The sequence below is a fragment of the Myroides oncorhynchi genome (genome assembly GCF_020905415.1).
Lineage (GTDB): Bacteria > Bacteroidota > Bacteroidia > Flavobacteriales > Flavobacteriaceae > Flavobacterium > Flavobacterium oncorhynchi_A.
Genome location: NZ_JAJJMP010000001.1, coordinates 1,462,572 through 1,486,151, shown reverse-complemented (window position 1 = coordinate 1,486,151; position 23,580 = coordinate 1,462,572). Strand labels below are relative to the sequence as shown.

At 35.6% G+C, this 23,580-nt stretch carries 22 protein-coding genes; 15 read left to right on the top strand and 7 right to left on the bottom strand.

Going from position 1 to position 23,580, the window contains the following annotated elements; translation table 11 throughout:
- Positions 1-3: 3 nt before the first annotated feature.
- From LNQ81_RS06545 to trpA, 11 genes are all read left to right on the top strand, one after another.
- Positions 4-1,437: a complex I subunit 4 family protein gene (locus tag LNQ81_RS06545; protein WP_229945350.1), complete on the top strand. Its 1,434-nt coding sequence runs from the start codon at positions 4-6 to the stop codon at positions 1,435-1,437.
- 53 nt (positions 1,438-1,490) lie between these two features.
- Complete coding sequence (locus LNQ81_RS06540; RefSeq protein WP_229945349.1) at positions 1,491-2,864, top strand: NADH-quinone oxidoreductase subunit N; 1,374 nt, start codon at positions 1,491-1,493, stop codon at positions 2,862-2,864.
- A gap of 506 nt (positions 2,865-3,370) precedes the next feature.
- Positions 3,371-4,153: a lipopolysaccharide kinase InaA family protein gene (locus LNQ81_RS06535; protein ID WP_229945348.1), complete on the top strand. Its 783-nt coding sequence runs from the start codon at positions 3,371-3,373 to the stop codon at positions 4,151-4,153.
- A 172-nt stretch (positions 4,154-4,325) separates the two neighbouring features.
- Positions 4,326-5,291 carry a carbohydrate kinase family protein gene (locus LNQ81_RS06530; protein ID WP_229945347.1) on the top strand — a complete coding sequence of 322 codons (966 nt, stop codon included), beginning with the start codon at positions 4,326-4,328 and terminating at the stop codon, positions 5,289-5,291.
- 269 nt (positions 5,292-5,560) lie between these two features.
- A complete protein-coding gene (locus LNQ81_RS06525) occupies positions 5,561-6,946 on the top strand; it encodes an anthranilate synthase component I family protein (protein WP_229945346.1) in 1,386 nt (461 codons plus the stop codon).
- Positions 6,947-6,949: 3 nt separating this feature from the next.
- A complete protein-coding gene (locus LNQ81_RS06520; RefSeq protein ID WP_229945345.1) occupies positions 6,950-7,510 on the top strand; it encodes an anthranilate synthase component II in 561 nt (186 codons plus the stop codon).
- A gap of 4 nt (positions 7,511-7,514) precedes the next feature.
- Positions 7,515-8,507: an anthranilate phosphoribosyltransferase gene (gene trpD / locus LNQ81_RS06515; protein WP_229945344.1), complete on the top strand. Its 993-nt coding sequence runs from the start codon at positions 7,515-7,517 to the stop codon at positions 8,505-8,507.
- Positions 8,504-9,292, top strand: a complete 789-nt coding sequence (trpC, locus tag LNQ81_RS06510) for an indole-3-glycerol phosphate synthase TrpC (protein WP_229945343.1) — start codon at positions 8,504-8,506, stop codon at positions 9,290-9,292. Before trpD ends, trpC begins: the two co-directional genes overlap by 4 nt.
- A gap of 7 nt (positions 9,293-9,299) precedes the next feature.
- Positions 9,300-9,935 carry a phosphoribosylanthranilate isomerase gene (locus tag LNQ81_RS06505; protein WP_229945342.1) on the top strand — a complete coding sequence of 212 codons (636 nt, stop codon included), beginning with the start codon at positions 9,300-9,302 and terminating at the stop codon, positions 9,933-9,935.
- On the top strand, positions 9,922-11,112 hold the full coding sequence (gene trpB, locus LNQ81_RS06500) for a tryptophan synthase subunit beta (RefSeq protein WP_229945341.1): 1,191 nt from the start codon (positions 9,922-9,924) through the stop codon (positions 11,110-11,112). Before LNQ81_RS06505 ends, trpB begins: the two co-directional genes overlap by 14 nt.
- Positions 11,102-11,878: a tryptophan synthase subunit alpha gene (trpA, locus tag LNQ81_RS06495; RefSeq protein ID WP_229945340.1), complete on the top strand. Its 777-nt coding sequence runs from the start codon at positions 11,102-11,104 to the stop codon at positions 11,876-11,878. The genes trpB and trpA overlap by 11 nt, the downstream gene beginning before the upstream one ends.
- A gap of 106 nt (positions 11,879-11,984) precedes the next feature.
- Here trpA and LNQ81_RS06490 read toward each other — a convergent pair whose 3' ends face one another.
- From LNQ81_RS06490 to LNQ81_RS06475, 4 genes are all read right to left on the bottom strand, one after another.
- Positions 11,985-12,116 (bottom strand): FeoB-associated Cys-rich membrane protein, encoded by a 132-nt coding sequence (locus LNQ81_RS06490; RefSeq protein WP_229945339.1) that lies wholly within the window; start codon positions 12,114-12,116, stop codon positions 11,985-11,987.
- Between the two features lie 6 nt (positions 12,117-12,122).
- Positions 12,123-14,231, bottom strand: a complete 2,109-nt coding sequence (gene feoB, locus LNQ81_RS06485) for a ferrous iron transport protein B (protein ID WP_229945338.1) — start codon at positions 14,229-14,231, stop codon at positions 12,123-12,125.
- 26 nt (positions 14,232-14,257) lie between these two features.
- Positions 14,258-14,488, bottom strand: coding sequence for a FeoA family protein (locus tag LNQ81_RS06480; protein WP_229945337.1), 231 nt, complete (start codon positions 14,486-14,488; stop codon positions 14,258-14,260).
- A gap of 459 nt (positions 14,489-14,947) precedes the next feature.
- A complete protein-coding gene (locus LNQ81_RS06475) occupies positions 14,948-15,658 on the bottom strand; it encodes an SCO family protein (RefSeq protein WP_229945336.1) in 711 nt (236 codons plus the stop codon).
- A gap of 161 nt (positions 15,659-15,819) precedes the next feature.
- Between LNQ81_RS06475 and LNQ81_RS06470 the strand changes: the two genes are divergently transcribed.
- Positions 15,820-17,886 carry a M13 family metallopeptidase gene (locus LNQ81_RS06470; RefSeq protein ID WP_229945335.1) on the top strand — a complete coding sequence of 689 codons (2,067 nt, stop codon included), beginning with the start codon at positions 15,820-15,822 and terminating at the stop codon, positions 17,884-17,886.
- Between the two features lie 74 nt (positions 17,887-17,960).
- Here LNQ81_RS06470 and LNQ81_RS06465 read toward each other — a convergent pair whose 3' ends face one another.
- Positions 17,961-19,544, bottom strand: coding sequence for a S41 family peptidase (locus LNQ81_RS06465; protein ID WP_229945334.1), 1,584 nt, complete (start codon positions 19,542-19,544; stop codon positions 17,961-17,963).
- 12 nt (positions 19,545-19,556) lie between these two features.
- Positions 19,557-19,985: a deoxycytidylate deaminase gene (locus LNQ81_RS06460; protein WP_229945333.1), complete on the bottom strand. Its 429-nt coding sequence runs from the start codon at positions 19,983-19,985 to the stop codon at positions 19,557-19,559.
- A 260-nt stretch (positions 19,986-20,245) separates the two neighbouring features.
- Here LNQ81_RS06460 and LNQ81_RS06455 point away from each other — a divergent pair, with 260 nt between their 5' ends.
- The gene (locus tag LNQ81_RS06455) at positions 20,246-20,674 is read left to right on the top strand and encodes a tellurite resistance TerB family protein (RefSeq protein ID WP_229945332.1); all 429 of its coding nucleotides are present in this window, start codon (positions 20,246-20,248) and stop codon (positions 20,672-20,674) included.
- Positions 20,675-20,727: 53 nt separating this feature from the next.
- On the opposite strand, the gene fbp is transcribed toward LNQ81_RS06455, so the two are convergent.
- A complete protein-coding gene (gene fbp / locus LNQ81_RS06450; RefSeq protein WP_229945331.1) occupies positions 20,728-21,732 on the bottom strand; it encodes a class 1 fructose-bisphosphatase in 1,005 nt (334 codons plus the stop codon).
- A gap of 96 nt (positions 21,733-21,828) precedes the next feature.
- Here fbp and LNQ81_RS06445 point away from each other — a divergent pair, with 96 nt between their 5' ends.
- Both LNQ81_RS06445 and LNQ81_RS06440 read left to right on the top strand, forming a co-directional pair.
- Entirely contained in the window at positions 21,829-22,302 is a 474-nt protein-coding gene (locus LNQ81_RS06445) for a GNAT family N-acetyltransferase (RefSeq protein ID WP_229945330.1), read from the top strand.
- Complete coding sequence (locus LNQ81_RS06440; RefSeq protein ID WP_229945329.1) at positions 22,303-23,556, top strand: aspartate kinase; 1,254 nt, start codon at positions 22,303-22,305, stop codon at positions 23,554-23,556.
- Positions 23,557-23,580 lie beyond the last annotated feature (24 nt).

Sequence of the window (23,580 nt, the reverse complement as noted above, 5' to 3'; positions counted from 1 at the left end):
GAGATGAACGTAACTATATTATTATTAACGTTATTAGTCGGAGCTATTGCGACTTACTTTGCAGGTAAACAATCTGCTGCTAAAGTTGCTTTGCTATTTGGACTAGTTGCTTTTGTAGAGACTTTAGTTTTAATCTGTTCACATACTTCTGGAGTTGACACAGGATATGTAACGCAATGGATGACTAACCCTAATATTCATATTGCTTTTAGAGCAGATGGATTAGGTTTAGCTTTAGTTTTATTAACAACAGCATTAACTCCAGTGATTATACTAACATCACTAGGAGATCACATAGAGAAATCTAATACATTCTATGCCTTAGTAATGTTTATGTCATTCGCTATGACAGGAACATTCTTAGCATCAGATGGATTCTTATATTACATCTTCTGGGAGCTATCATTACTACCGATATACTTTATTGCATTATTATGGGGGAATGACACTTTCGAAGCACGTAAAAAAGCTATTTTCAAGTTCTTTATTTACACCTTCGCAGGTTCTCTGTTTATGTTAGTTGGGTTTATATACCTATACCAACGTGCAGGAAGCTTTATGCTTTTAGACCTGTATAACGTACAGTTATCATCTAAAGAACAGTATTGGATATTCTTATCATTCTTTATTGCTTATGCAATTAAGATTCCAGTATTCCCATTCCACACTTGGCAGGCATCTACGTATGAGAAAGCTCCTACAGTAGGTACTATGTTATTAGCAGGTATTATGCTTAAAATGGGATTATACTCTATCATCCGTTGGCAATTGCCTATTTCGCCTATCGCTGCGAAAGAAGTAATGCCTACTATCTTAGTATTGTGTATCATCGGTGTGGTATATGGTTCTATCGTAGCTTTAAAACAGTCGAATATCAAAAGATTCTTTGCATATTCTTCATTAGCTCACGTTGGACTTATCGCTGCAGGTGCATATTCATTAACACTAGATGGATTAAGAGGAGCAGTATTGCAAATGATTGCACATGGTTTTGTAATCGTAGGTTTATTCTACGTTGCAGACATTATTTATAAGCGTTACCAAACTAGAATGATTGGTGAAATGGGAGGTATTAGACAACAAGCGCCTAAGTTTGCATCACTATTTATGATTATGATGTTTGCATCTATCGGTCTTCCTGGTACATTCAGTTTTATCGGAGAGTTTAATCTGCTTTTAGGATTATCTCAAGTTAACATCTGGTATGCTATCGTAGGAGGTACTTCTATTATTTTAGGTGCGTTCTATATGCTTAGAATGTTCCAAAAATCAATGTTAGGAGAAACTAATGCAAAGCCTTTTGCTGATGTGACTACTAAAGAAGCAGCAGTATTAGGTGTATTAGCAGTAGCTGTCATATTCTTCGGTATATTTCCACAGCCTTTATCTGACTTAATCACACCTAGTTTGATCGAGATAATGACTTATATTAAGTAATAAAATAGTAAGGAGTCAGTACAACTGATGAATTTAATTCCAAAATAGAACAAATGAATACATTAATAGCAATTGGAGTATTAGCGGTCTTAGTCCTTGTACTAGAGATCATCAATTTGCGCAAAGTAGTCATTCCTGTGACACTTTTAGGACTACTAGGTATCCTTGGATACACAGTATGCAACATTGATGTGATTCAAGCATATTATAATAATATGTTTGTAAGCACTAAGTTTACTACAGCATTTTCAGCTTTATTTATCGCCTTAACTATTTTCTTAGTAGCATTAAGTAAAGACTTTTATAAAACAGAATTTTCAAAGATATCAGATTATATCTCACTGAAGTTATTCTTACTAATGGGAGCCATCTGTATGGTAAGCTTTGGTAATATGGCGATGTTCTTCTTAGGTCTTGAGATTCTTTCTATCACACTATATATCTTGTGTGGTACAGATCGCAAGAACATAAAAAGTAACGAAGCGTCAATGAAGTACTTTCTATTAGGTTCTTTCGCTTCAGGAGTAGTACTATTTGGTATTGCACTAGTTTATGGAGCTACAGCATCATTTGATATCGCTACGATTAAAGAAATATCTACAACTACTTCACTACCTATCTGGTATGCATTAGGGGTAACAATGATCATCATCGGTATGCTATTTAAAGTAGCAGCAGTACCATTCCACTTCTGGGCACCAGACGTATATCAAGGAGCACCTAGTCTAACTACAGCACTAATGAGCACATTAGTTAAAGTAGCAGCAGTCGCGACACTATACAGAATAAGTATATTCTTATTCGGAGGATTACCAGGAGTGTTCATTAACGTTATCGTTGTAGTAGCTATCTTAACAATGACAGTAGGTAATATTATGGCTATTCGCCAAGATAATATGAAACGTCTATTAGCATACTCAGGTATCTCACACGCAGGTTTTATGCTGATGGCTCTTACAGCTTTAGGTTCTGCTTCTGCTAACCTATTCTACTATGCTTCGGCTTATGCTGTAGCTGGTATAGCAGCATTTACAGTGCTTATCGCAGTAACAAAGAATAAAGACAACGAACTAATCTCTAACTTTAAAGGATTAGGGAAGAAAAACCCACTATTAGCATTAGTGCTATCTATAGCATTACTATCTATGGGAGGTATTCCTATCTTCGCAGGGTTCTTCGGTAAGTTCTTCCTTTTCCAACAAGCGATTAGCAATGGATTTATAGCCTTAGTGATCTTCGGGGTTATTAACTCATTCATAAGTATCTATTACTACCTTAAAGTGATCGTAACGATGTACACAGCGACAGAAGAAGAAACTGCTAGCATCGAAGTACCACTAGCGTATAAAATAGTAGGAGTTACAGCAGTAGCAATCAATATTATCATGGGACTATGTCCATCGATCCTATTGAATCTATTCAACTAGAACAAATATATTACAACTCAATACCCAAAAAGCTGGTCTTAAACTTTTAAGACCAGCTTTTTTTTGTGTCTATATCTAAGACTCAATATACAAACACCCTACTCACAAGAGGCAAAAGACAATCTATTCACAACTATTTTACAACGAAGCAATACTCTACACTTTTTTAAAACTAAAATGATAAATAACAATATTTTAATATTTAATATACATATAATACAAAAGTAAAATAAACTTAATAACCAATATTCCAACTATTTACAGATTATTAAAACAAGATATTTAATATACAATACTCAATATAATTTCAAACAAACCGCTATTATTACAATAAACTAAACTTAGAACAGTTAAATAGTAGTTATAATTATATCTTTTAATATTATAAAATTGACCACAAAAATAACTTAAAGAAAACACTATCAATTAATTAAGATTTAATTACTACAAATCTAGTTTCTATATTATTATTTACATTAGTACTATTAATTGTAACTACTTTTTAAATGAAAAACCTGAAAGTAAGTGCGATGATACATCCTCAATTCAAAAATCAAAAAGAAGAATTAACTAACATTATTAAAGCCTATGATCAACTAACTACTTACATTGCAAAAGGCACGCGAAATTCAATAAAGTTAACAACGTTATCCAATGGAAAACAAATCGCTATAAAGTCTTTTAAAAAACCAAATTTCATAAATAGATATGTTTATACGTTCCTTAGAAAATCAAAAGGATTAAGATCATTTGAACATGCACAGAGACTTAGTGAACTAGGAATTAAAACTCCTTACCCTATTGCATACTTTTTTTACACTAATAAAGGGGCGCTAAAAAACTCTTACTATATCTCAGAGTATATTCAAACTGACATAACATATAGAGATCTAGACAATAACCTAGACTGTCCTGAACGAGAATTGTTACTACAGAAATTTATAGAATTCACCTATAAACTTCATGAACAAGGAATAAACTTTCTAGACCATTCTCCAGGGAATACACTAATAAAAACAACAGAAAAAGGTACATTAGATTTCTATCTTGTAGATATTAATCGCATGAAATTTGATCAAAAGATGAGTTTTTCAAATAGAATGAAAAATCTTTCTCATTTGACTACTAATATAAGTGACATTGAAAAGATGGCTACACATTACGCCAATCTCATTGGAAAAAACTCTAGAGATGTCTTCATCAAACTATGGTTAGAAACCATAAAATTTCAATACAAATTCTACAAAAAGAAATCTATTAAAAATAGAGTAAAGAAAATGTATTACTAATCGCACCTAAACACTCCTATTAATTAGGAGTGTTTTTTTATATAAGTTCAAATATTTAGCCCATCTTGTTCTCAATAATAAAACATCAACAACAATATTACTAACGTCATTTAACATTATTGAGGATTTTTGTATCTTAGTGAAGTCAAATTATTTATAATAATAAAGCTATATGTTAGATAATACTCAGAAACCTCTAGTAGTGTGTTTTGGTGAAGTGCTGTGGGATATTTTTCCCACGTATAAGAAGATTGGTGGTGCTCCTCTTAATGTTACTTATCACCTGCATAAGATGAATATAGATTCGCACATCATTACGAAACTAGGTAATGATGACTTGGGTCAAAAGATAATCACAAGACTTAAAGAGGTAAAAGCAGATATAGATCATATACAAATAGACCCTACTCAAAAAACAGGAACAGTATTCGCAACATTCGATGACAGAAACGAAGCGAGCTATGAGTTTCTTAAGAATAGTGCTTGGGACTTCATAGACTTTAAACAAGAAGATTGTGATCTAGTTGCTAAATCAGATGCATTCGTCTTCGGGACATTAGCAAGTAGAACACCGCATACCCGTGAGACATTACACAAGTTACTCGAAGCAGCTAAGTATAAAGTCTTCGATGTTAACTTTAGACCTCCGCACTATGAGATATCATTTGTAGAAGAGCTAATGCATAAGGCAGATTTATTAAAAATGAATAAATTCGAACTTAAAGAAATCTTAGAGCATATTGATAAGCCATACACAACAGAAGAAGATGCTGTCAGATATATTCAAGATCACTTTAAATGTGATGAGATTATCGTTTCTAAAGGAAGTAAAGGAGGTATCTATCTAGATAAAGAAATGTTATACACTTTCCCAGCTGTGGATATTGTGATTAGAGATACAGTAGGAAGTGGAGATTCTTACTTAGCAGGATTCTTATCTGCTAAACTATTAAGAGAAACGCCAACAGGAATACTTAAGAAAGCAGCTTCATTAGGTGCCTTCGTAACTTCACATTCAGGAGCTAATCCCGAGTATGAAATGGAAGATTTCGAGATATTCTATTGCGATACGATATTCGAGGATGAACAAATCACCTGCAAAAACATATTGGAATCACCTGAAAACACTAAGAAATAGAACAAAATAATATATTTTTTATAAAAAAGTAATAGATGTTAAAAAAAATTATAATTTAGCACTATAACAAAAGAACAAAAATGAATACTCAATTTTTAAATACTAATTGGTGGTGGCTTACTAAATCCTTACAGGGTTCGGTTGGTCGTACGATGTATTTAAATTGCGGTATATTATAGATAGATTATATACACATTATATATACAGTAAGCCTGCTAGGATCCCCTAGCAGGCTTTTTTTATTCCCTTAACTCAAATAATATTTCATTATGAAACTACACATAAATCACAAAAAGATACTTGGAGACCTATATACTCCTATAGAAATTTACCTTAAGCTTAGAGATAAATACTCTAATAGCTTTTTACTAGAGAACTCGAGTAACCACTCGAGAGAGAATAGCTGTTCATATATCTGCTTTGACCCGATGATGTCATTCAGTGTAGAAGCTGAGATTACAACTGTACAAGACTTAACTGAAACAAAAACATACCCTACTGCTACTATTAATGTCCTTGAACAGTTACAACTCTTCATTGATACGATACAGGTAGAGAACTCTACATCACCTGATTTCATCAAGGCTGGAGTCTATGGTTACACGAGTTATGACAGTATCCCCCTCCTACACGATATTGCCTTTAAGCCAGCGGATCTAACCTTGCCTGTAATGCAATATCACTTCTTTAGATACATCATAGTATATGATCATTATAAGAATGAATTACACTTAGTTGAGCACACTTTGCCTAATGAAGATAGCCAATTAGATAAGATACACAGCTACCTCAACACGAATAGCATAACTCCTTATCCCTTTAAGACTACTAATGAGCCGACTACACCATACACAGATGAGGAGTTCTTAGAGATAATCCAACAAGGAAAAGAGCACTGCTTCCAAGGAGATGTATTCCAACTAGTGCTGTCTCGTAAGTATAAACAAGGATTCACAGGAGATGAGTTTAACGTATATAGAGCCTTGCGCTCGATTAACCCTTCTCCATACCTATTCTACTTTGACTACGGATCGTTTAAGATTTTCGGATCTTCTCCTGAGGCACAGGTGGTCGTTAAGGATGATAAGGCGTATGTGAATCCCATAGCAGGTACGTTTAAAAAGACAGAGGATAAAAGACAAAATGAGTTACTAACAGAACAACTTCTAAATGACCCAAAAGAAAATGCGGAACACGTGATGTTAGTTGACCTTGCTCGTAACGACTTAAGTATTACTGGTAAGGAAGTAACAGTAGAGGACTATAAATCAGTAGAACAATACTCTCACGTCATCCACCTAGTTTCTAAAGTAAGTGCTGCGATAGATATGAAGCGAGATGGTCTAGCAGTGTTTAAAAACACCTTCCCTGCAGGTACATTATCAGGAGCGCCTAAGCATAAAGCGATGGAACTTATCGATAAGTACGAGCCTGAGAACAGAGGTTTTTATGGAGGTACAGTAGGATTTATCAACCTCGAAGGGGGTATTAACCACGCCATCTTTATCCGATCTGCCCTAAGTTATCAAAACGAGATACACTATCAAGCTGGGTGCGGTATAGTGACCAAATCTGATGATCTATCAGAACTAAAAGAAATAGAAAACAAGCTGGGTGCAATGACTCTTGCCATTAGCCAAGCTCAAAATATATAAGCTATGAAAGTATTAGTAATCGATAACTATGACTCGTTTATTTATAATGTGATTCACATCCTTAAAGAGCTCGGAATAGAGACTGTCGATGTGGTAAAGAACGACAAGGTAAATCTATCTCAGATAGATCAGTATGATAAGATCATCTTATCACCAGGTCCAGGTATCCCATCAGAATCAGGCAAGCTAATGGAAGTCATTGCTTATGCCGCTGCGCATAAAGACATCTTAGGTATCTGCCTAGGTCATCAGGCTTTAGGGGAATATTACGGACATCCGCTGAAGCGACTAGAGACTCCTCTACACGGTATCTCTTCGCCTATTATATTAGCACAGCCTGATAACCTGTTTGATAACGTGCCTGACCACTCTCCTATCGCACATTATCACTCGTGGGTAATCGAGGAGAATGACAGCCCACTCGCAGTTACAGCCTATGACGAACAGCAGAACATTATGGCGATCAAGCATCGCGAGTTAAACATAAGAGGAGTACAGTTTCACCCAGAGTCGATCCTTACCACTTATGGCAAAGAGATTATTAAAAATTGGATTAAAAACTAACGTTATGAAAGAGATATTAAATCATCTGATACAACATAAAACACTGACCTCTGACCAAGCCAAATCTATCGTAATCAATATGGCAAATGATAAATATACAGATGCACAAATGGCTTCCCTATTGACGACATTCATTATGAGATCTATTACTTTGGACGAATTGAGAGGATTCAGAGAGGGATTATTAGAACTAGCCAATAAAGTAGATTTATCACTATACAACCCAATGGATCTATGCGGTACAGGAGGAGATGGTAAAGACACTTTTAATATATCTACCCTATCGTCATTCGTGACAGCAGGAGCTGGTATTCCCGTTGCCAAACACGGCAATTATGGTGTATCGTCTATCTCAGGATCTTCGAGTGTGATGGAGACTCTTGGTATTCCGTTTAAGAGCACAGAAGCAGAGCTGAAGACACAGTTAGGAGAGGCGAATATATGTTTCTTACACGCACCATTGTTTCACCCTGCTATGAAGCGCATCGCTCCAGTGAGAAAAGCTCTTGGAGTGAAGACGTTCTTTAATATGCTAGGCCCACTGACTAATCCAGCTCAGCCTAAGGTACAGTTAGTAGGATTATTTAACCTAGAGTTACTGCGTATGTATAAGTACTTCTTACAGGCTGAGAACACACAGTACAGCATCATCCACGCATTAGATGGATATGATGAATGTAGTCTGACTAAGTCCGCTAAGCTTGTGAATAATAAAGAGGAGAAGTTAATAGATGCTTCTTACTTTAACAGCCCAGTGCTACATCCCGAAGATATTAAGGGTGGAAAAACAGTAGAGGAATCAGCTTATATCTTTTGGCAAATACTAAAAGGACAAGGTACTTCCTCTCAGAATGAAGTAGTCCTTGCTAACAGTGCATTAGCTATTAATACCTACTATCCTGAACTAAGCATCTTAGAAGCAAAAGAAAGAGCAAAAGAATCACTATTAGGTGGAAAAGCAAAAGAGAAGTTTGAGATACTAAAAGAGATACGATGAAAATATTAGAACAAATAAAAGCACATAAGCTTATTGAAATAGAACAACGCAAGGCTATAAAGAGCATTAGTACTCTGAGAAACGCTCCTTTATACAGCAGAACACCTATTGACTTTAAGTCTGCCATAACAGTTAAGAACTGCAGAGCTATAATTGCTGAGTTTAAGAGACAGTCACCTTCTAAAGGAATCATTCATCCTAATGCAGATATTCACAGCATAGTGAAAGGATATGAATCTGCAGGAGCTGCTGCCTTATCTATATTAAATGACAATCACTTCTTTGGCGCTTTAGCTACAGACTTCGCTGACGCAAGAGCAACGGTAAGCTTGCCTTTACTACAGAAAGACTTTATCCTAGATGAATATCAGCTGGAGGAGGCTAAATCTATCGGAGCAGATGCTATTCTATTAATTGCAAAGATGCTTCCCGTAGAGCGCGTGAAGGTATTGACAGACTATGCACATCAGTTGGGCTTACAAGTATTGTTAGAAACGCATACAGAACAAGAGATAACGGATCACCTGCATACAGCATTTGACCTTATCGGGATCAATAACCGTGATCTAAACACATTCGAAGTGAATATACAGCACAGTATTGCCTTGGCTAATCTACTACCTCAGCAGGCAGTGAAGATAGCAGAGAGCGGAATCCAAGATGCTGCTACTTTATTAGAATTGGCTGACAACGGATTTGCAGGTTTTTTAATGGGAGAATACTTTATGAAGCACACTAATCCTCCTGAACAATTACGATTATTACAACAGGAGATAAAGAGATAAGAGAGCTATGAAGAAGATAAAAATCTGTGGAATGTTTAACCCTGATAATATCAATGCAGTAGGGCTATCGGATATTGATCTAATGGGATTCATCTTTTATCCGAAGTCAAAGCGATTTGTAGCAGAAGATATTAACACCACTGTTGATAACCTACCTTCTCATATTAAGAAGGTAGGAGTATTCGTTAACGCGACAAGAGAAGAAGTAATAGAAAAGGTACAACAATATCACTTAGACTATATTCAACTTCACGGTGATGAGACAGTAGAGGAATGTCGCTTTTATACAGAAAAAGGAATCAAGGTCCTTAAAGCTTTTTCTATCGGGACAACAGAGGATTTAGACAAGACAAAGCCATATAGCCCTTACTGTGAGCTATTCGTCTTTGATACGCCTACGGCAAACTATGGAGGTAGTGGGCAGTCATTTGATTGGCGTGTGTTACATCATTATCATGGAGAAACACCTTACCTACTCAGTGGGGGACTAGGAATACACAATATAAAACAAGCTCTACTGCTAACAGAAGAGAAGTTAATCGGCTTCGACATCAATAGCAAATTAGAGAATAATCAATATCAAAAAGACATCAATCTAGTACAACAACTAGTTAACAACATAAGAAAACATGAAAGAATTTAACCCAAACGAACAAGGATATTACGGAGAATATGGAGGTTCATTCATCCCTGAGATGCTGTATAAGAATGTATCTGACTTACAGGAGAATTACCTAGACATTATACAGACAGAAGAGTTTCAACAAGAACTAAACCTTCTACTAAAAGACTATGTCGGGAGACCGACACCCCTATTCTACTCTGCTAATCTATCTGCAAAGTACAAGGCAAAGATTTACCTAAAGAGAGAAGACTTAAATCATACAGGAGCACATAAAATCAACAATACCATAGGACAAGTACTACTAGCAAAACGCCTTGGTAAAAAGAGAATTATAGCTGAGACAGGTGCAGGACAGCACGGGGTAGCAACTGCGACTACATGTGCCTTACTAAACCTAGAGTGTACTGTATTTATGGGAGCGCACGATATCGAACGTCAGAAACCTAACGTAGAGCGTATGCGCATGTTAGGAGCTAAAGTAGTAGCTGCACAAAGTGGTAGCAAAACGCTTAAAGACGCTACTAATGAAGCGATTCGCGAGTGGATTAATAATCCACAAGAGACTTATTATGTGATAGGGTCAGTCGTAGGTCCACATCCTTACCCGGATATGGTAGCGAAGTTTCAATCTATCATCAGCAAGGAAATCAAGACGCAGTTAGTAGAGCACGAGGGTACTCCTAATCCTAATTATGTAGTAGCTTGTGTAGGTGGAGGAAGTAACGCTATGGGGGCATTCTACCACTTTATAGATAACGGTCATACGAAGTTAGTCGCTGTAGAAGCAGCAGGCTTAGGAGTAGAATCAGGTCAAACTGCGGCTACCATTGCCTTGGGAAAACAAGGAATTATACACGGTAGCAAAACATATCTTATACAGACAGAGGACGGACAGATTATCGAGCCTTATTCTATCTCAGCAGGATTAGACTATCCGGGTATAGGGCCAGCACACGCTTATCTAAGTGATACGGGTAAAATCACAGTGGGTAGTATCACAGATGACGAAGCGATCAAGGCTGCTTTTGAACTAACGCGTATAGATGGTATTATCCCTGCTCTAGAATCAGCCCATGCGTTAGCTTACTTAAATAAAATGGACTTAAAACCTAGTGATATCGTAGTAGTGAACTTATCAGGACGTGGAGATAAAGATATGATTACGTACTCTAAATACTTTAATGATGAACAATAGAATAAACACACTCTTCGAACAGAAGAAGTCAGATATATTATCGATTTACTTCACGGCAGGTTATCCTGCGATAGACGACACATTGACTATTTTAAAGCACCTAGACTCAGCGGGTGTAGATATGGTAGAGATAGGGATGCCGTTCTCTGACCCTTTAGCTGATGGACCTGTGATACAGCACAGCAGTGAGCAGGCTCTTTTAAACGGCATCACGGTAAGTAAGCTTTTCGAGCAATTAAAAGACATGAGACAGCATATAAAGATGTCTATTGTCTTAATGGGGTATCTTAACCCTATATTGCGTTATGGTATAGAAGCCTTCTTAGTGAAGTGTGCAGAAGTAGGTGTAGATGGTATCATCCTACCTGATTTGCCTATGGATTATTACCTCTCTCACTTTAAACCACATTGTGTAAGCCACAATATCAGTAATATTATGTTGATAAGTAATGATACTTCAGAGGAGAGAGTAAGACATATAGACGAGCAGACAGAAGGGTTTATCTACTTAGTATCTTCTAATGGTACGACAGGGTCTAACAAGACACTAGAAGACCAACAGGTATATTATAAACACATCCAAAGTCTAAACTTAAAGAACCCTTCGCTAATCGGATTTGGTGTAAGAGATAAGCAAACGTATGACTTGACTAATCAGTATAGTGCAGGAGCGATTATAGGAACAGCCTTTATGAAGCATATAAATGAATATGGTATAGATCAAGAGAGCATTCATAACTTCGTCAAGAGCATTAGGCAAGTATAGCCCTAATTATGGCGAATTCGCCACATTTAAGATTTGACGATATATACTTATACAAAATAGGCAACTCACATGAGTTGCCTTCTTTGTTATAATTAAGAATACTATACTAAGAACATCCACAGCTACCTCCGCCACAAGAACCTTTCTTATTACTATTATTCTTCCAGAAACCTTTTTTAATGATATACCCTAATGCAATAATTACAATTGCATAGGCAATTATTTCTTGGTATCCCATATTGTTTTATTTTAAGAGTTGATATGCTATAAGTGCAGCGACATAAGCGAAGACCGTCATAAATACCAATTGGTAAATAGTCCACTTCCACGACTTAGTCTCTCTACGTACGATGGCTACTGTAGCAGTACACTGCATCGCAAAGGCATAGAAAAACATCAGAGAGACCCCACTCGCAAGAGTGAATACAGGCTCTCCAGTATCAGGCCATATTTCAGCTGCCATTTTTTGTTTAATACGTCCATCTTCATCATTCTCATCCCCAGAACCTACGTTATAAATAGTTCCAAGTACTCCGACGAATATCTCACGTCCTACGAATGATGATAGTACAGCGATACCTACTTTCCAGTCATACCCTAGAGGTTTAATAACAGGCTCTATGGCTTTCCCTAGAATACCGATATATGAACTCTCTAATTTATAACTTGCTATATGTTCGCTAAGTTCTTCTTCACTTACTCCTTTATCTTTATATACTTCAGTGATGTGTTCTTCTGCTTTTTCAAAGCGTTCTCCTGGTCCGTGAGCTCCTAAGAACCAAATAATGATAGACAATACGAAGATAATCTTACCCGCACCTACTACGAATGCCTTTGTCTTCTCATACATATTCATCACTACGTTCTTGATGATCGGCGTACGGTAGTTAGGCATCTCTATAACAAAGTAAGACTTGCGCTCACTCTTAATATACTTGCTCAATGCCCAAGATGACAATAGAGCAGCTAAAAATCCTACAAAGTAGAATAACGTCAATGTTAACCCTTGAATACTTAAGAATCCAAAGATACGCGTATCAGGAATTACTAAAGCAATAATGATAATGTATACTGGTATACGAGCAGAACACGTCGTGAATGGAGTTACAAGTATGGTAATTAATCTCTCTTTAGGATTCTCGATGTTACGAGCAGACATAATCGCAGGAATAGCACACGCATTACCAGAGATAAGAGGCACAACTGACTTACCACTTAATCCAAAAGGACGCATAAGCTTATCCATTAAAAAGACTACTCTACTCATATATCCTGTCTCTTCTAAAATAGAGATAAACATAAATAAGATAGCGATCTGTGGTATGAAAGGCATTACCCCTCCTATACCAGGTACGATACCATCTGCTATAAGATCTGTCAGTTTACCTGGCTCCATTGTAGCGTGTACCCACGTACTCAGATTAGCAAACTGCTCATCTATCCAATCCATCGGGATACTAGACCACTCAAATATTGCTTGGAATACCAATGTCATAATACCAAAGAAGATAAGATATCCCCATACTTTATGCGTAAGGATTCTATCTACTTTACTACGTACATCTGTTGCCTTATTTACATCTCTAGAATATGTTTCCTTTAATGTATCGTTGATAAACTGGTAACGTTTGATTGTTTTTTTGTGTTGAAGCTTTTTGATTTCACTTTCTTCTAAGTGAATTCCCTTTGCTTCTATTTCTTTCTTCCCAATATTGCCAATCTTGATATCCTGAGAATAAATCATCCACAGTTTAAAAACAGAAAGGTTAGAGAATGTCAAGGCAAGTTTACTAAAAAACTCAGTATTTACATCTGTAGCATTAAGACAAGGTTCTATTGAATGGTCTTTATAATTAAGTACAGCTTCCTTTAACTCTTGTATTCCAAGTTTCTTTTTAGCACTGATAAGAACAACTTTTGTCTTCAGTTTTTGTTCTAGTTCAGCTATCTTAATGCTAATACCTTTTTCCTCCATATTATCAGCCATATTCACAGCTAATATAGTTGGTACGCCAAGCTCTTTCACTTGAGTAAACAGCAGTAAGTTACGTTTAAGATTTTCTATATCAGCTACAACAATAGCTACATCTGGAAAGTCTTCGTTCGTAGGATCGAACAATAAATCTAGTACAATGCGCTCATCCTCCGAGCTCGCATTAATACTATATGTACCAGGCAAGTCGATGATCGTGGCATTCACATTATCATCCAATTTTGCTACACCAGATTTCTTATCAACAGTAATACCAGGATAATTACCTATCTTATGGTTTAAACCCGTTAAGGCATTAAATACAGAGGTTTTCCCTACGTTAGGATTCCCTATTAGGGCAACTTTTATATCTTTTTTCATTAACTACTTATAATATCTTAATCTAATTAGCCAACTAAGTCTACTTGTATCTCTCTAGCTAATTCTTTGCGAATAGATAAATGTGTATCATTAATACACAAATATATTGGATCTCCTAAAGGAGCTACCTCAAGAAGCTCTACGGCGTTACCAGGTAAACATCCCATTTCCAATAATTTTAAAGGAACTTTTTGCATATCAAAGTCTACAATAACACCTTTCTCATTTCTTTTCAATAAGTCTAAAGTTGTACTCACCTTATTTAGATTTAATTTATATTGCAAATTTAGTCAATAAAAAAGATTTAAGAAGTATTATTTAGATTAAATCTCATAATAAAAACTACTAATAAGCTTACTTACACCTTTTTCTACCTCAGTAAAAGTGTTGTTTCATACAATAATTACAACAATAAACAGAAATCATACAAATAACAAGAGACAACTAATACTATAAAAGAAAATAAACTCTCTTGTTAGTAGAAATTCGCAAAGACCAATTGACTTTTATATGATTCTTGCGAAACGTTGCCCATTCATAGCCTATTCATAGAACAATACCTGCTGAGAAGACTTCTTTCAGCAAGAACACTGCTAGCGCACTTTTATCAAACCTCAACAATCCTACACAGGAAAAACATAGACTATAACAAACTATCACAAAAAAACCACTTAACTACATAGCTAAGTGGCAGATCTATTTTATAAAGTACAAGGTTACTTTTTCTTACTCTGTTCATGTTTATAAAGCCATTGAATATCTTCCCATAGCTGTTGCATATTCTTAGTTTCCTCATCTGGTGTATCAAGATTAGTACCATCATAGAAACCCCTAATACGTCCACTACCATCTACTAAAACAAAGTTTTCGGTATGTACCATATCATACATTTCTTCTGGAGATCCTGTCTTAACTGCTAAATATGAATTACGAGCGATGTGATAGATATCACGCTTATTACCAGTCACTAGGTTCCATACCTTATCATCCACCCCTTTGCGAATAGCGTATTCTTTAAGTACAGGTACACTATCAATATCAGGCGTTACAGAATGTGATAATAACTTCACACCAGGCGTTTGTTTAATCTTCTCTTGTAGCCATACCATATTATCACTCATAATAGGACAAATAGTAGTACAAGTAGTAAAGAAGAAGTCCGCCACATAAATATGTCCATCGTAATCTTTATTCGCAATGGTATCACCATTCTGATTAAAGAACTTAAAAGCCTCTATTCTGTGCTTTTGTTTATTAGCTTCATGCTGTATTAAACTATCTACCATCTCAGGGTTTACCATAGCTGGCGTGTATACAGGCAATGATTTTCTATACTTAAGCGCATTGTAAAACATAAACATGATCCCAGCACATAAAAGGAAAAAGAAAATAAAAAAGTATTTATATTTCTTGAAAAAGTGTAACATTTCTATAAGAGTTTCGACAAACTTACAAAATACGTTTTAACCTAAAGGTTAAAGACATGATAAATACAAGATATCTTATTTATATGACGTAATTCTGCGATAATTAAAGATATTTTCTATTTTTGTTATAATATCAATCGAGACAAAATCAATTTTATACTATGAACAAAAGAGTTTTATTAACTTCTGCCTTTGCTGTAGTATCATTAGTGGCTTGTAAAGACGCTAAGAATACTGAAGACAAAGAAGATCAAGTAGCACACGGAATCAACCTAGAATACATGGACAAAAATGTAAAGCCTGGTGACGATTTCTTCCGTTATGTAAACGGTACTTGGTATGACAAAACTGATATTCCAGACGATAGAACACGTTGGGGAAGTTTTGACGAATTAAGAAAAAATACAGACAAAGATGCTATTGACATCTTAAAAGAAGCTGTAGCAGACACGAAACTTGACCCTAAGTCTGATCAAGCAAAAGCTGTAGCTATCTACCAAACGTATTTAGATGATGCTAAGAGAAATGAGTTAGGTGTTAATCCACTTAAACCTTACTTAGATAAAATCAATGCAATCAAAACTCCTGAAGATGCAACTAAATTAATCAATGAATTAGTAGCAGAAGGTGGTCTTGGTATTTATTCAATCTACGTATATGCTGACGCTAAAAACTCTCAAGCAAATGCAGTATACTTAAGTACAGGTTCTTTAGGACTACCTGACCGTGACTATTATGTATTAGATGATAAAGATACTAAAGAAAAACGCGATCAATATGTAGCTCACGTGGCACGCATGTTAGAATTAGCTGGGGAATCTAAAGATGAGGCTACTACTGATTCTAAACGTGTATTATCTATCGAAACTAAGATGGCTACACCACGCCTTACTAGAGTAGAGCGTAGAGATAGTCGTCTTACTTACAATCCTATGACAATCGCTGAGTTACAAAAAACGACTCCTGCAGTAGACTGGAATGCATACATTGCAGCAACAGGTCTTAAGAATGTAGATAAAGTTATCGTATCTCAACCAAAATATATGAAAGCTCTTAATGAAATCCTTTCTGCTAAGAATATAGAGGAGTTAAAAGCATATATGAAATGGACTTTAGTAAACAGTAATGCTAGCTACTTATCAACTGATATGGAGAAAGCGAACTGGGAATTCTATTCTAAAACTTTAGAGGGAGCAAAAGAGCAAAGACCAGTTGACGAAAGAGCACTTGCTGTAGTAAATGGTACTGTAGGTGAAGCTTTAGGTCAATTATATGTTGCTAAAAAATTCCCTAAAGAAGCAAAAGAAAAAGCACAAGCAATGATTAAAAACGTACTTACTGCATTCGGTGAGCGTATCAAAGCATTGCCATGGATGGCTGAAGAAACTAAAAAAGGAGCTTTAGAGAAATTAGCTACTACTACGGTTAAAATAGGGTACCCAGACAAATGGGAGGATTACTCTAAGATGACTATCAAATCACCTAAAGACGGTGGTAACCATTTTGAAAACATGAAGAATGCAGATAAATGGGGTATCGCTAAGAACATGGCTGACTTCGGTAAACCAGTAGATAAATCACGTTGGGGTATGGCTCCACAAACAGTTAATGCGTACTTCAACCCTATTTATAACGAAATCGTATTCCCTGCTGCTATCTTACAACCTCCATTCTATGACTATAAAGCTGATGAAGCTATCAACTATGGTGGTATCGGAGCTGTAATCGGACATGAGATTTCTCACAGTTTTGATGATTCAGGTGCACGTTATGATAAAAATGGTAACCTGAACAATTGGTGGACTGACGCAGACTTAACTAGTTTTACTAAACTAGGTGATGCTTTAGCTGCTCAATACAGTGCTTTAGAGCCATTACCAGGAGTATTCGTAGATGGTAAATTCACTTTAGGAGAGAACATCGGAGATTTAGGTGGTGTTAATGCTGCTTATGACGGATTAAAAATCTTCTTGAAAGAAAATAAAGATCCAGGTCTTATTGACGGATTCACACCAGAACAACGCTTCTTTATTTCATGGGGAACTATCTGGAGAACTAAAGCTCGTGATGAAGCTATCAAGAACCAAGTTAAAACAGATCCACATGCTCCAGGTCACTACAGAGCGTATGTACCTCTACAAAACGTAGATGCTTTCTATGAAGCATTTGGTATCAAAGAAGGTGATAAATTATATATCAAACCAGAAAACAGAGTTAAAATCTGGTAGTATATATCTTGTTATAAACTAAAAAGGGCTGTTTCTAAGTTTTGAAACAGCCCTTTCTTTTTTGATACTATGTTCTATTTTTTAGTCACTTTCTCATCTATCTTTTTAATCATAGGATCAAATGTAAGCATCCAGTGATAATAATCATCAGCAGTATACAATTGACTTAAAAACTCCCCTACTAAAAAGCGTTTGACTATTTGTTTTCGTTTATCTAATTTGAAGAAAAGCTTATTGCCTTCTAAGTGCTTGACATACGATTTAAATACTTTATCATCAGACATCACATAGTCTATCACTTGATCCTTACTCATCTTATCAAATGTATCTCTTGCCTTATCTATCTCTTGGAATACGAAATAACTAACGATACCAGATTTCATCAGTAACACTATTGTATCATCACCGTGTTTATTGCCAATAGAAACAAACCTATCAGGTACTATACCTCCTCCTCCATATACTACACGTCCTTTGAGCGTTTTATATTGTAAACTATCTGCAATCTTAATACTATCTGCTGCATATAATTCTCCATGTGTATAACGAGTTCTAAAATCGTTATTATATTCTTCTACTCCCATTTTATATGACTTCTGTATAGATCGCCCAGATGGAGTATAATAACGCGCTGTAGTCAATCGAATAGCTGACCCGTCTCCTAACATCAGTTCTCGCTGTACAAGTCCCTTACCAAAGCTCCTACGCCCTACTATTGTTCCTCTATCATTATCTTGAATAGCACCCGCGATAATTTCACTAGCAGAAGCAGAGTTTTCATTAATCAGAACATATAAAGGCTTGTCCGTATATAGACCTGTCCCTTTTGACTTGGTAACCTTTTCCATTCCTCCTTTATTTATGGTTTTTACGATTACCTGATTTTTCTCTAACAAGTCATCTAGCATGCTAATCGCCTGATCCATGTATCCACCACCATTATCTCTTAAGTCTAAGATAAGACTTGATATATCCTGCTTAAGCAAATCTTTAAGTGCAGTGTTAAACTCCTCATACGTAGTACTGGCAAAGCGATTAATTTTAATATATCCTCTTCCCTCCTCTAGCTTTAGAGCAACATCAACACTCTTAATCGGAATAGGTTGCCTGTTTACAGTTACCTTTAATTTCTTATTTATTGCCTTGCGATATATTTCTAACTGTACATTCGTATTTATATCACCTCTAAGATATTTTGATATACTATCAGAGGTTATATTCTTGCCAAATAATTTCCTACCATCCGCTCTAATAATACGATCTCCAGGTTTTATACCAGCTTTAAATGATGGTCCATTTACGATATCTTTAATGACCGCTATACTATCATTATAGTAATAATAGTTTATCCCAATCCCAACAAAACTACCTTGCATAGACTCTGTAACAGATTGCAATTCGTTCTTAGCAATATAAATAGAGTGTGGATCTAACTGTTCTAAAATAGTAGTTACTGTACGATCAACGATAGAATCAGTATCGACATTATCAACATATTCTTGTTCAATAAAGTCAATCAAACGATTTAGCTTCAGTTTATTGTGATTCGTATAAAATCCTGTCTTACCACGGTAAGAAGCAGATACAATAAAGCCTCCTAATAATATACCTAAGGATAGCGCAATCGACACTGTAAGAGGCCAGAAAAACTTCTTCATTTTTAATACAATTTAATCTAGATCAGGTAAGTATAGTACTTCTACACCAGCTTTTTCTAAAAAATCTACACCTTCAGTATCTCTATAATCTTCACAATACACGACTCTAGTTATACCAGCCTGGTGTATTAATTTACTACAGTCTCTACAGGGAGACATCGTTATATACAATGTAGCACCTTTACAACTCTGAGTAGAGCTAGCTACCTTAAGAATAGCATTAGCTTCAGCGTGCAAAACATACCAATACGTAGACTCATTCTCATCTTCACAACAGTTTTCAAAGCCAGTAGGAGTTCCATTATAGCCATCAGATATAATCATTCTATCTTTTACAATGATTGCTCCGACTTTTTTTCTTTTGCAATAAGATAATTGTCCCCATTCTCTAGCTATTCGCAAATAAGCCTTATCGTATTTTGTTATTTTAGAAGTATTCATAACTATTCAGTCTTTAGCAAGTATGTTACATTAACCTAACAAAAATACACATTCCTTTTATTTAATCAATCAACCTTATGAACTAACTACTTTAGTATTTATTATCATATACTCTTCAAATACAACTATACAAAACTATGTACATCACACCATAAATTATCATTAGCATAAAAAAAACATAAATTAAATATCAAACCCATAATTTATCATTATATTAGGTACAATAAACCAAACATAATTATTAACCAAAAAAAACAAAGATGTCATACTCAGAATTATTTGATTTAGGATTTAGAGAGAGAAACAAGGGACACTTTGCTTCCATAGTACGTGTGGCGTTAGCAAATGGACATTTTAGTCCTGAAGAAAAAGCTTTCTTAGACGAGTTAGCTATTCGCCTTGAGATATCGGACGAAGACTACACTAAAATATTAAAGAACCCAGAGAGTTATCCTGTTAATCCTCCTTACCTAGAAACTAATCGTATCGAAAGGCTATACGACTTAGCGAGAATGGTATATGTTAATCATGTCTTAGGGCCGAAACAAAAGGAAATACTAAAGAAGTTTACCGTTGCATTAGGTTTCACAGGCGATATAGATCACCTAGTAGACAAAGCACTATCGCTCTTAGTATTAAATGTAGATGAAGATACATTCATTCAAGAAATACACGATAGAAAGAAATAAAAAAAGGAGCTAAATCATCACTGATTAGCTCCTTTTCTTATAATAATGAAACACTATTTATTCATAAACTCTTCCGCTTTTTCTACCATGTTTTTACTACCACAGAAGAAAGGAACGCGTTGGTGTAATTCAGTTGGCTCAATTTCCATGATACGACCATACCCATCAGAAGCTTTTCCTCCAGCTTGTTCAACGATATACGCAATAGGATTACATTCGTATAACAATCTTAGCTTACCTTTAGGAGCTTTAGTACTCGTAGGATAAATGTAAATACCACCTTTAAGGATGTTTCTGTGAATATCAGACACTAAACTTCCGATATAACGAGAAGTATAAGGTCTATCATTCTCCTCAGCTTGACAGTATTTTAAATATTCCTTTACACCTTGAGGGAAGTGTACATAGTTACCTTCATTGATAGAGTAAATATGACCATCCTCATTAATTTTCATATTTGGATGAGACAAGAAGAAAGTACCAATAGCAGGGTTTAATGTAAATCCATGTACTCCGTTACCTGTAGTATATACTAACATTGTTGAAGAGCCATATACAATATATCCAGCCGCTACTTGGTTATCTCCTTTTTGTAAGAAATCCTCTTTTGTTACGGGAGTTCCTACAGGAGTCACACGTCTATAGATAGAGAAGATAGTACCTACAGATACATTCACATCTATATTAGACGAACCGTCTAGTGGATCCATCAACACCACATACTTATTATCGTTGCTACCATCTCTTCCATGGATAGAGATGAAATCATCTTCTTCTTCAGAAGCGATACCACAAACGATTTCTCTATTGATAAGTGTTTTAATGAATACTTCGTTTGCAAAAACATCAAGTTTCTGCTGTTGCTCACCTTGTACATTTTGTTTTCCAAAAGCACCTACGATGTCAACTAAACCTGCTTGGTTAACTTGGTGACTTACCACTTTTGCAGCAAGTCTAAGAGAATTAATTAATCTAGATAACTCACCAGAAGAATACTTAAAGTCTTCTTGTTTCTCGATGATAAATTCTCCTAAAGTTTGAGATCTTTCTGTTGTCATTTTTAAAAATGATTCTTTAGTTGTGTATTTTACAGTGCAAATATCGTTAATTTTGTTGTGTAACCGAAGACATTAACCATTAAATCAATAACTATAATGAATATTAGACCAGCGACAACTAATGACATGCCAGATGTATTGGCTTTAATACAAGAATTAGCTGCATTCGAGAAAGAACCAGATGCTGTAGAAGTAACAGTAGAAGACCTTGTCAAAGATGGTTTTGGAGAACATCCATTATTCAATGTTCTTGTTGCCGAACTAGATAATCAAATTATTGGAATGGCATTATTCTATAACAGATTTTCCACATGGAAAGGTAGAACCATTCATCTAGAAGATCTAATCGTTACAGAATCTGCACGTGGTACAGGAGCAGGTTATGCACTATATAATGAAATAATGAACATCGCAAAAGCAACAGGTGTTCGCAGAGTAGAATGGGTAGTTCTAAACTGGAATGAACCCGCTATCAACTTTTACAAGAAATCAGGAGCTACAGTATTAGAAGATTGGTATACTGTACAAATGGATCAAAACGGAATAGAACAATTTAGTCAAACTAAGTAAATGAGAGTATTCAAATTTGGAGGAGCCTCAGTAAGAGACGCAGAAAATGTAAAGAACGTATGTGACGTTTTAAGAAAAGTAGGATATGAAGATAGTCTAATCATCGCTTCGGCTATGGGAAAGACGACCAATGCATTAGAAGTAGTTGTACATAACTACTTTCAGAATAGATTTGACCTAGCTGAATCTGTTGATGTAGTAAAAGACTACCATTATAACATCGTTAGAGACTTGTTCCCTAATGAAGATCACGCCATCTACACATCACTTCAAGAATTATTTGAAGAGATTACTTACTTCCTTTTAAATAACAAATCTCCAAATTACAACTTTGTTTATGACCAGATAGTGAGCTATGGTGAGATTATCTCTACTACTATCCTACACTACTACCTGATCGAATCAGGTATAGAGAATAATTGGCTTGACTCGCGCAATCTTATCAAAACAGATACTGTCTATCGCGATGCTAATGTCAATTGGGATATAACAATCGAACTTATAAAAGCGAATATCTGCACAAAGCAATTATTCGTCGTGCAAGGATTCATCGGTTCTGACTCTAACGGATTCTCGACGACGTTAGGAAGAGAAGGGTCTGACTACTCAGCAGCTATCTTTGCCTATGCACTAGATGCAGAGAGTGTGACGATATGGAAAGATGTACCAGGTGTACTTAACGCTGATCCTAGATACTTTGAAGAGACTACCTTACTTCAACACATATCGTATGCTGAAGCGATAGAACTAGCCTTCTATGGAGCTTCAGTAATACACCCTAAAACACTACAACCATTACGCCAAAAGGAGATACCTCTATATGTAAAGTCATTCCTTAATCCACTATTAGAAGGAACAAATGTATCTAAGGGAGCACCATTGACTCCGCATGTACCTTGTTTTATTGTGAAGAAGAACCAACTGTTAATATCTCTTTCATCTAAAGATTTCTCTTTTATAATGGAACAGAATATAAGTGACATCTTTAAGCTATTCGGAGAATATAATATCAAAGTTAATGTAATCCAAAACTCTGCTATCAGCTTCTCTGTCTGTGTAGAAGACAAGTTTAATCACTTCGAAGATGTAAGACTTATCTTAAGCGATAAGTTTAAAGTAAGCTATAATGAGAACGTATCCTTATATACCATCAGACACTTTGATGATGACTCAGCACAGAAGGTACTAGAAGGCAAAACACTTATGCTTAAGCAAGTAAACAGAGAAACAATGCAAATAGTCACTAAAGAATAGTAATATAAAAATGGCGTCCTTATC

What these genes read in the sequence shown, in the direction of transcription:
- LNQ81_RS06545 (WP_229945350.1), top strand. Translation starts at nt 4, where the DNA reads ATGAACGTAACTATATTATTATTAACGTTATTAGTCGGAGCTATTGCG.
- LNQ81_RS06540 (WP_229945349.1), top strand. Translation starts at nt 1,491, where the DNA reads ATGAATACATTAATAGCAATTGGAGTATTAGCGGTCTTAGTCCTTGTA.
- LNQ81_RS06535 (WP_229945348.1), top strand. Translation starts at nt 3,371, where the DNA reads ATGAAAAACCTGAAAGTAAGTGCGATGATACATCCTCAATTCAAAAAT.
- LNQ81_RS06530 (WP_229945347.1), top strand. Translation starts at nt 4,326, where the DNA reads ATGTTAGATAATACTCAGAAACCTCTAGTAGTGTGTTTTGGTGAAGTG.
- LNQ81_RS06525 (WP_229945346.1), top strand. Translation starts at nt 5,561, where the DNA reads ATGAAACTACACATAAATCACAAAAAGATACTTGGAGACCTATATACT.
- LNQ81_RS06520 (WP_229945345.1), top strand. Translation starts at nt 6,950, where the DNA reads ATGAAAGTATTAGTAATCGATAACTATGACTCGTTTATTTATAATGTG.
- trpD (WP_229945344.1), top strand. Translation starts at nt 7,515, where the DNA reads ATGAAAGAGATATTAAATCATCTGATACAACATAAAACACTGACCTCT.
- trpC (WP_229945343.1), top strand. Translation starts at nt 8,504, where the DNA reads ATGAAAATATTAGAACAAATAAAAGCACATAAGCTTATTGAAATAGAA.
- LNQ81_RS06505 (WP_229945342.1), top strand. Translation starts at nt 9,300, where the DNA reads ATGAAGAAGATAAAAATCTGTGGAATGTTTAACCCTGATAATATCAAT.
- trpB (WP_229945341.1), top strand. Translation starts at nt 9,922, where the DNA reads ATGAAAGAATTTAACCCAAACGAACAAGGATATTACGGAGAATATGGA.
- trpA (WP_229945340.1), top strand. Translation starts at nt 11,102, where the DNA reads ATGAACAATAGAATAAACACACTCTTCGAACAGAAGAAGTCAGATATA.
- LNQ81_RS06490 (WP_229945339.1), bottom strand. Translation starts at nt 12,116, where the DNA reads ATGGGATACCAAGAAATAATTGCCTATGCAATTGTAATTATTGCATTA.
- feoB (WP_229945338.1), bottom strand. Translation starts at nt 14,231, where the DNA reads ATGAAAAAAGATATAAAAGTTGCCCTAATAGGGAATCCTAACGTAGGG.
- LNQ81_RS06475 (WP_229945336.1), bottom strand. Translation starts at nt 15,658, where the DNA reads ATGTTACACTTTTTCAAGAAATATAAATACTTTTTTATTTTCTTTTTC.
- LNQ81_RS06470 (WP_229945335.1), top strand. Translation starts at nt 15,820, where the DNA reads ATGAACAAAAGAGTTTTATTAACTTCTGCCTTTGCTGTAGTATCATTA.
- LNQ81_RS06465 (WP_229945334.1), bottom strand. Translation starts at nt 19,544, where the DNA reads ATGAAGAAGTTTTTCTGGCCTCTTACAGTGTCGATTGCGCTATCCTTA.
- LNQ81_RS06460 (WP_229945333.1), bottom strand. Translation starts at nt 19,985, where the DNA reads ATGAATACTTCTAAAATAACAAAATACGATAAGGCTTATTTGCGAATA.
- LNQ81_RS06455 (WP_229945332.1), top strand. Translation starts at nt 20,246, where the DNA reads ATGTCATACTCAGAATTATTTGATTTAGGATTTAGAGAGAGAAACAAG.
- fbp (WP_229945331.1), bottom strand. Translation starts at nt 21,732, where the DNA reads ATGACAACAGAAAGATCTCAAACTTTAGGAGAATTTATCATCGAGAAA.
- LNQ81_RS06445 (WP_229945330.1), top strand. Translation starts at nt 21,829, where the DNA reads ATGAATATTAGACCAGCGACAACTAATGACATGCCAGATGTATTGGCT.
- LNQ81_RS06440 (WP_229945329.1), top strand. Translation starts at nt 22,303, where the DNA reads ATGAGAGTATTCAAATTTGGAGGAGCCTCAGTAAGAGACGCAGAAAAT.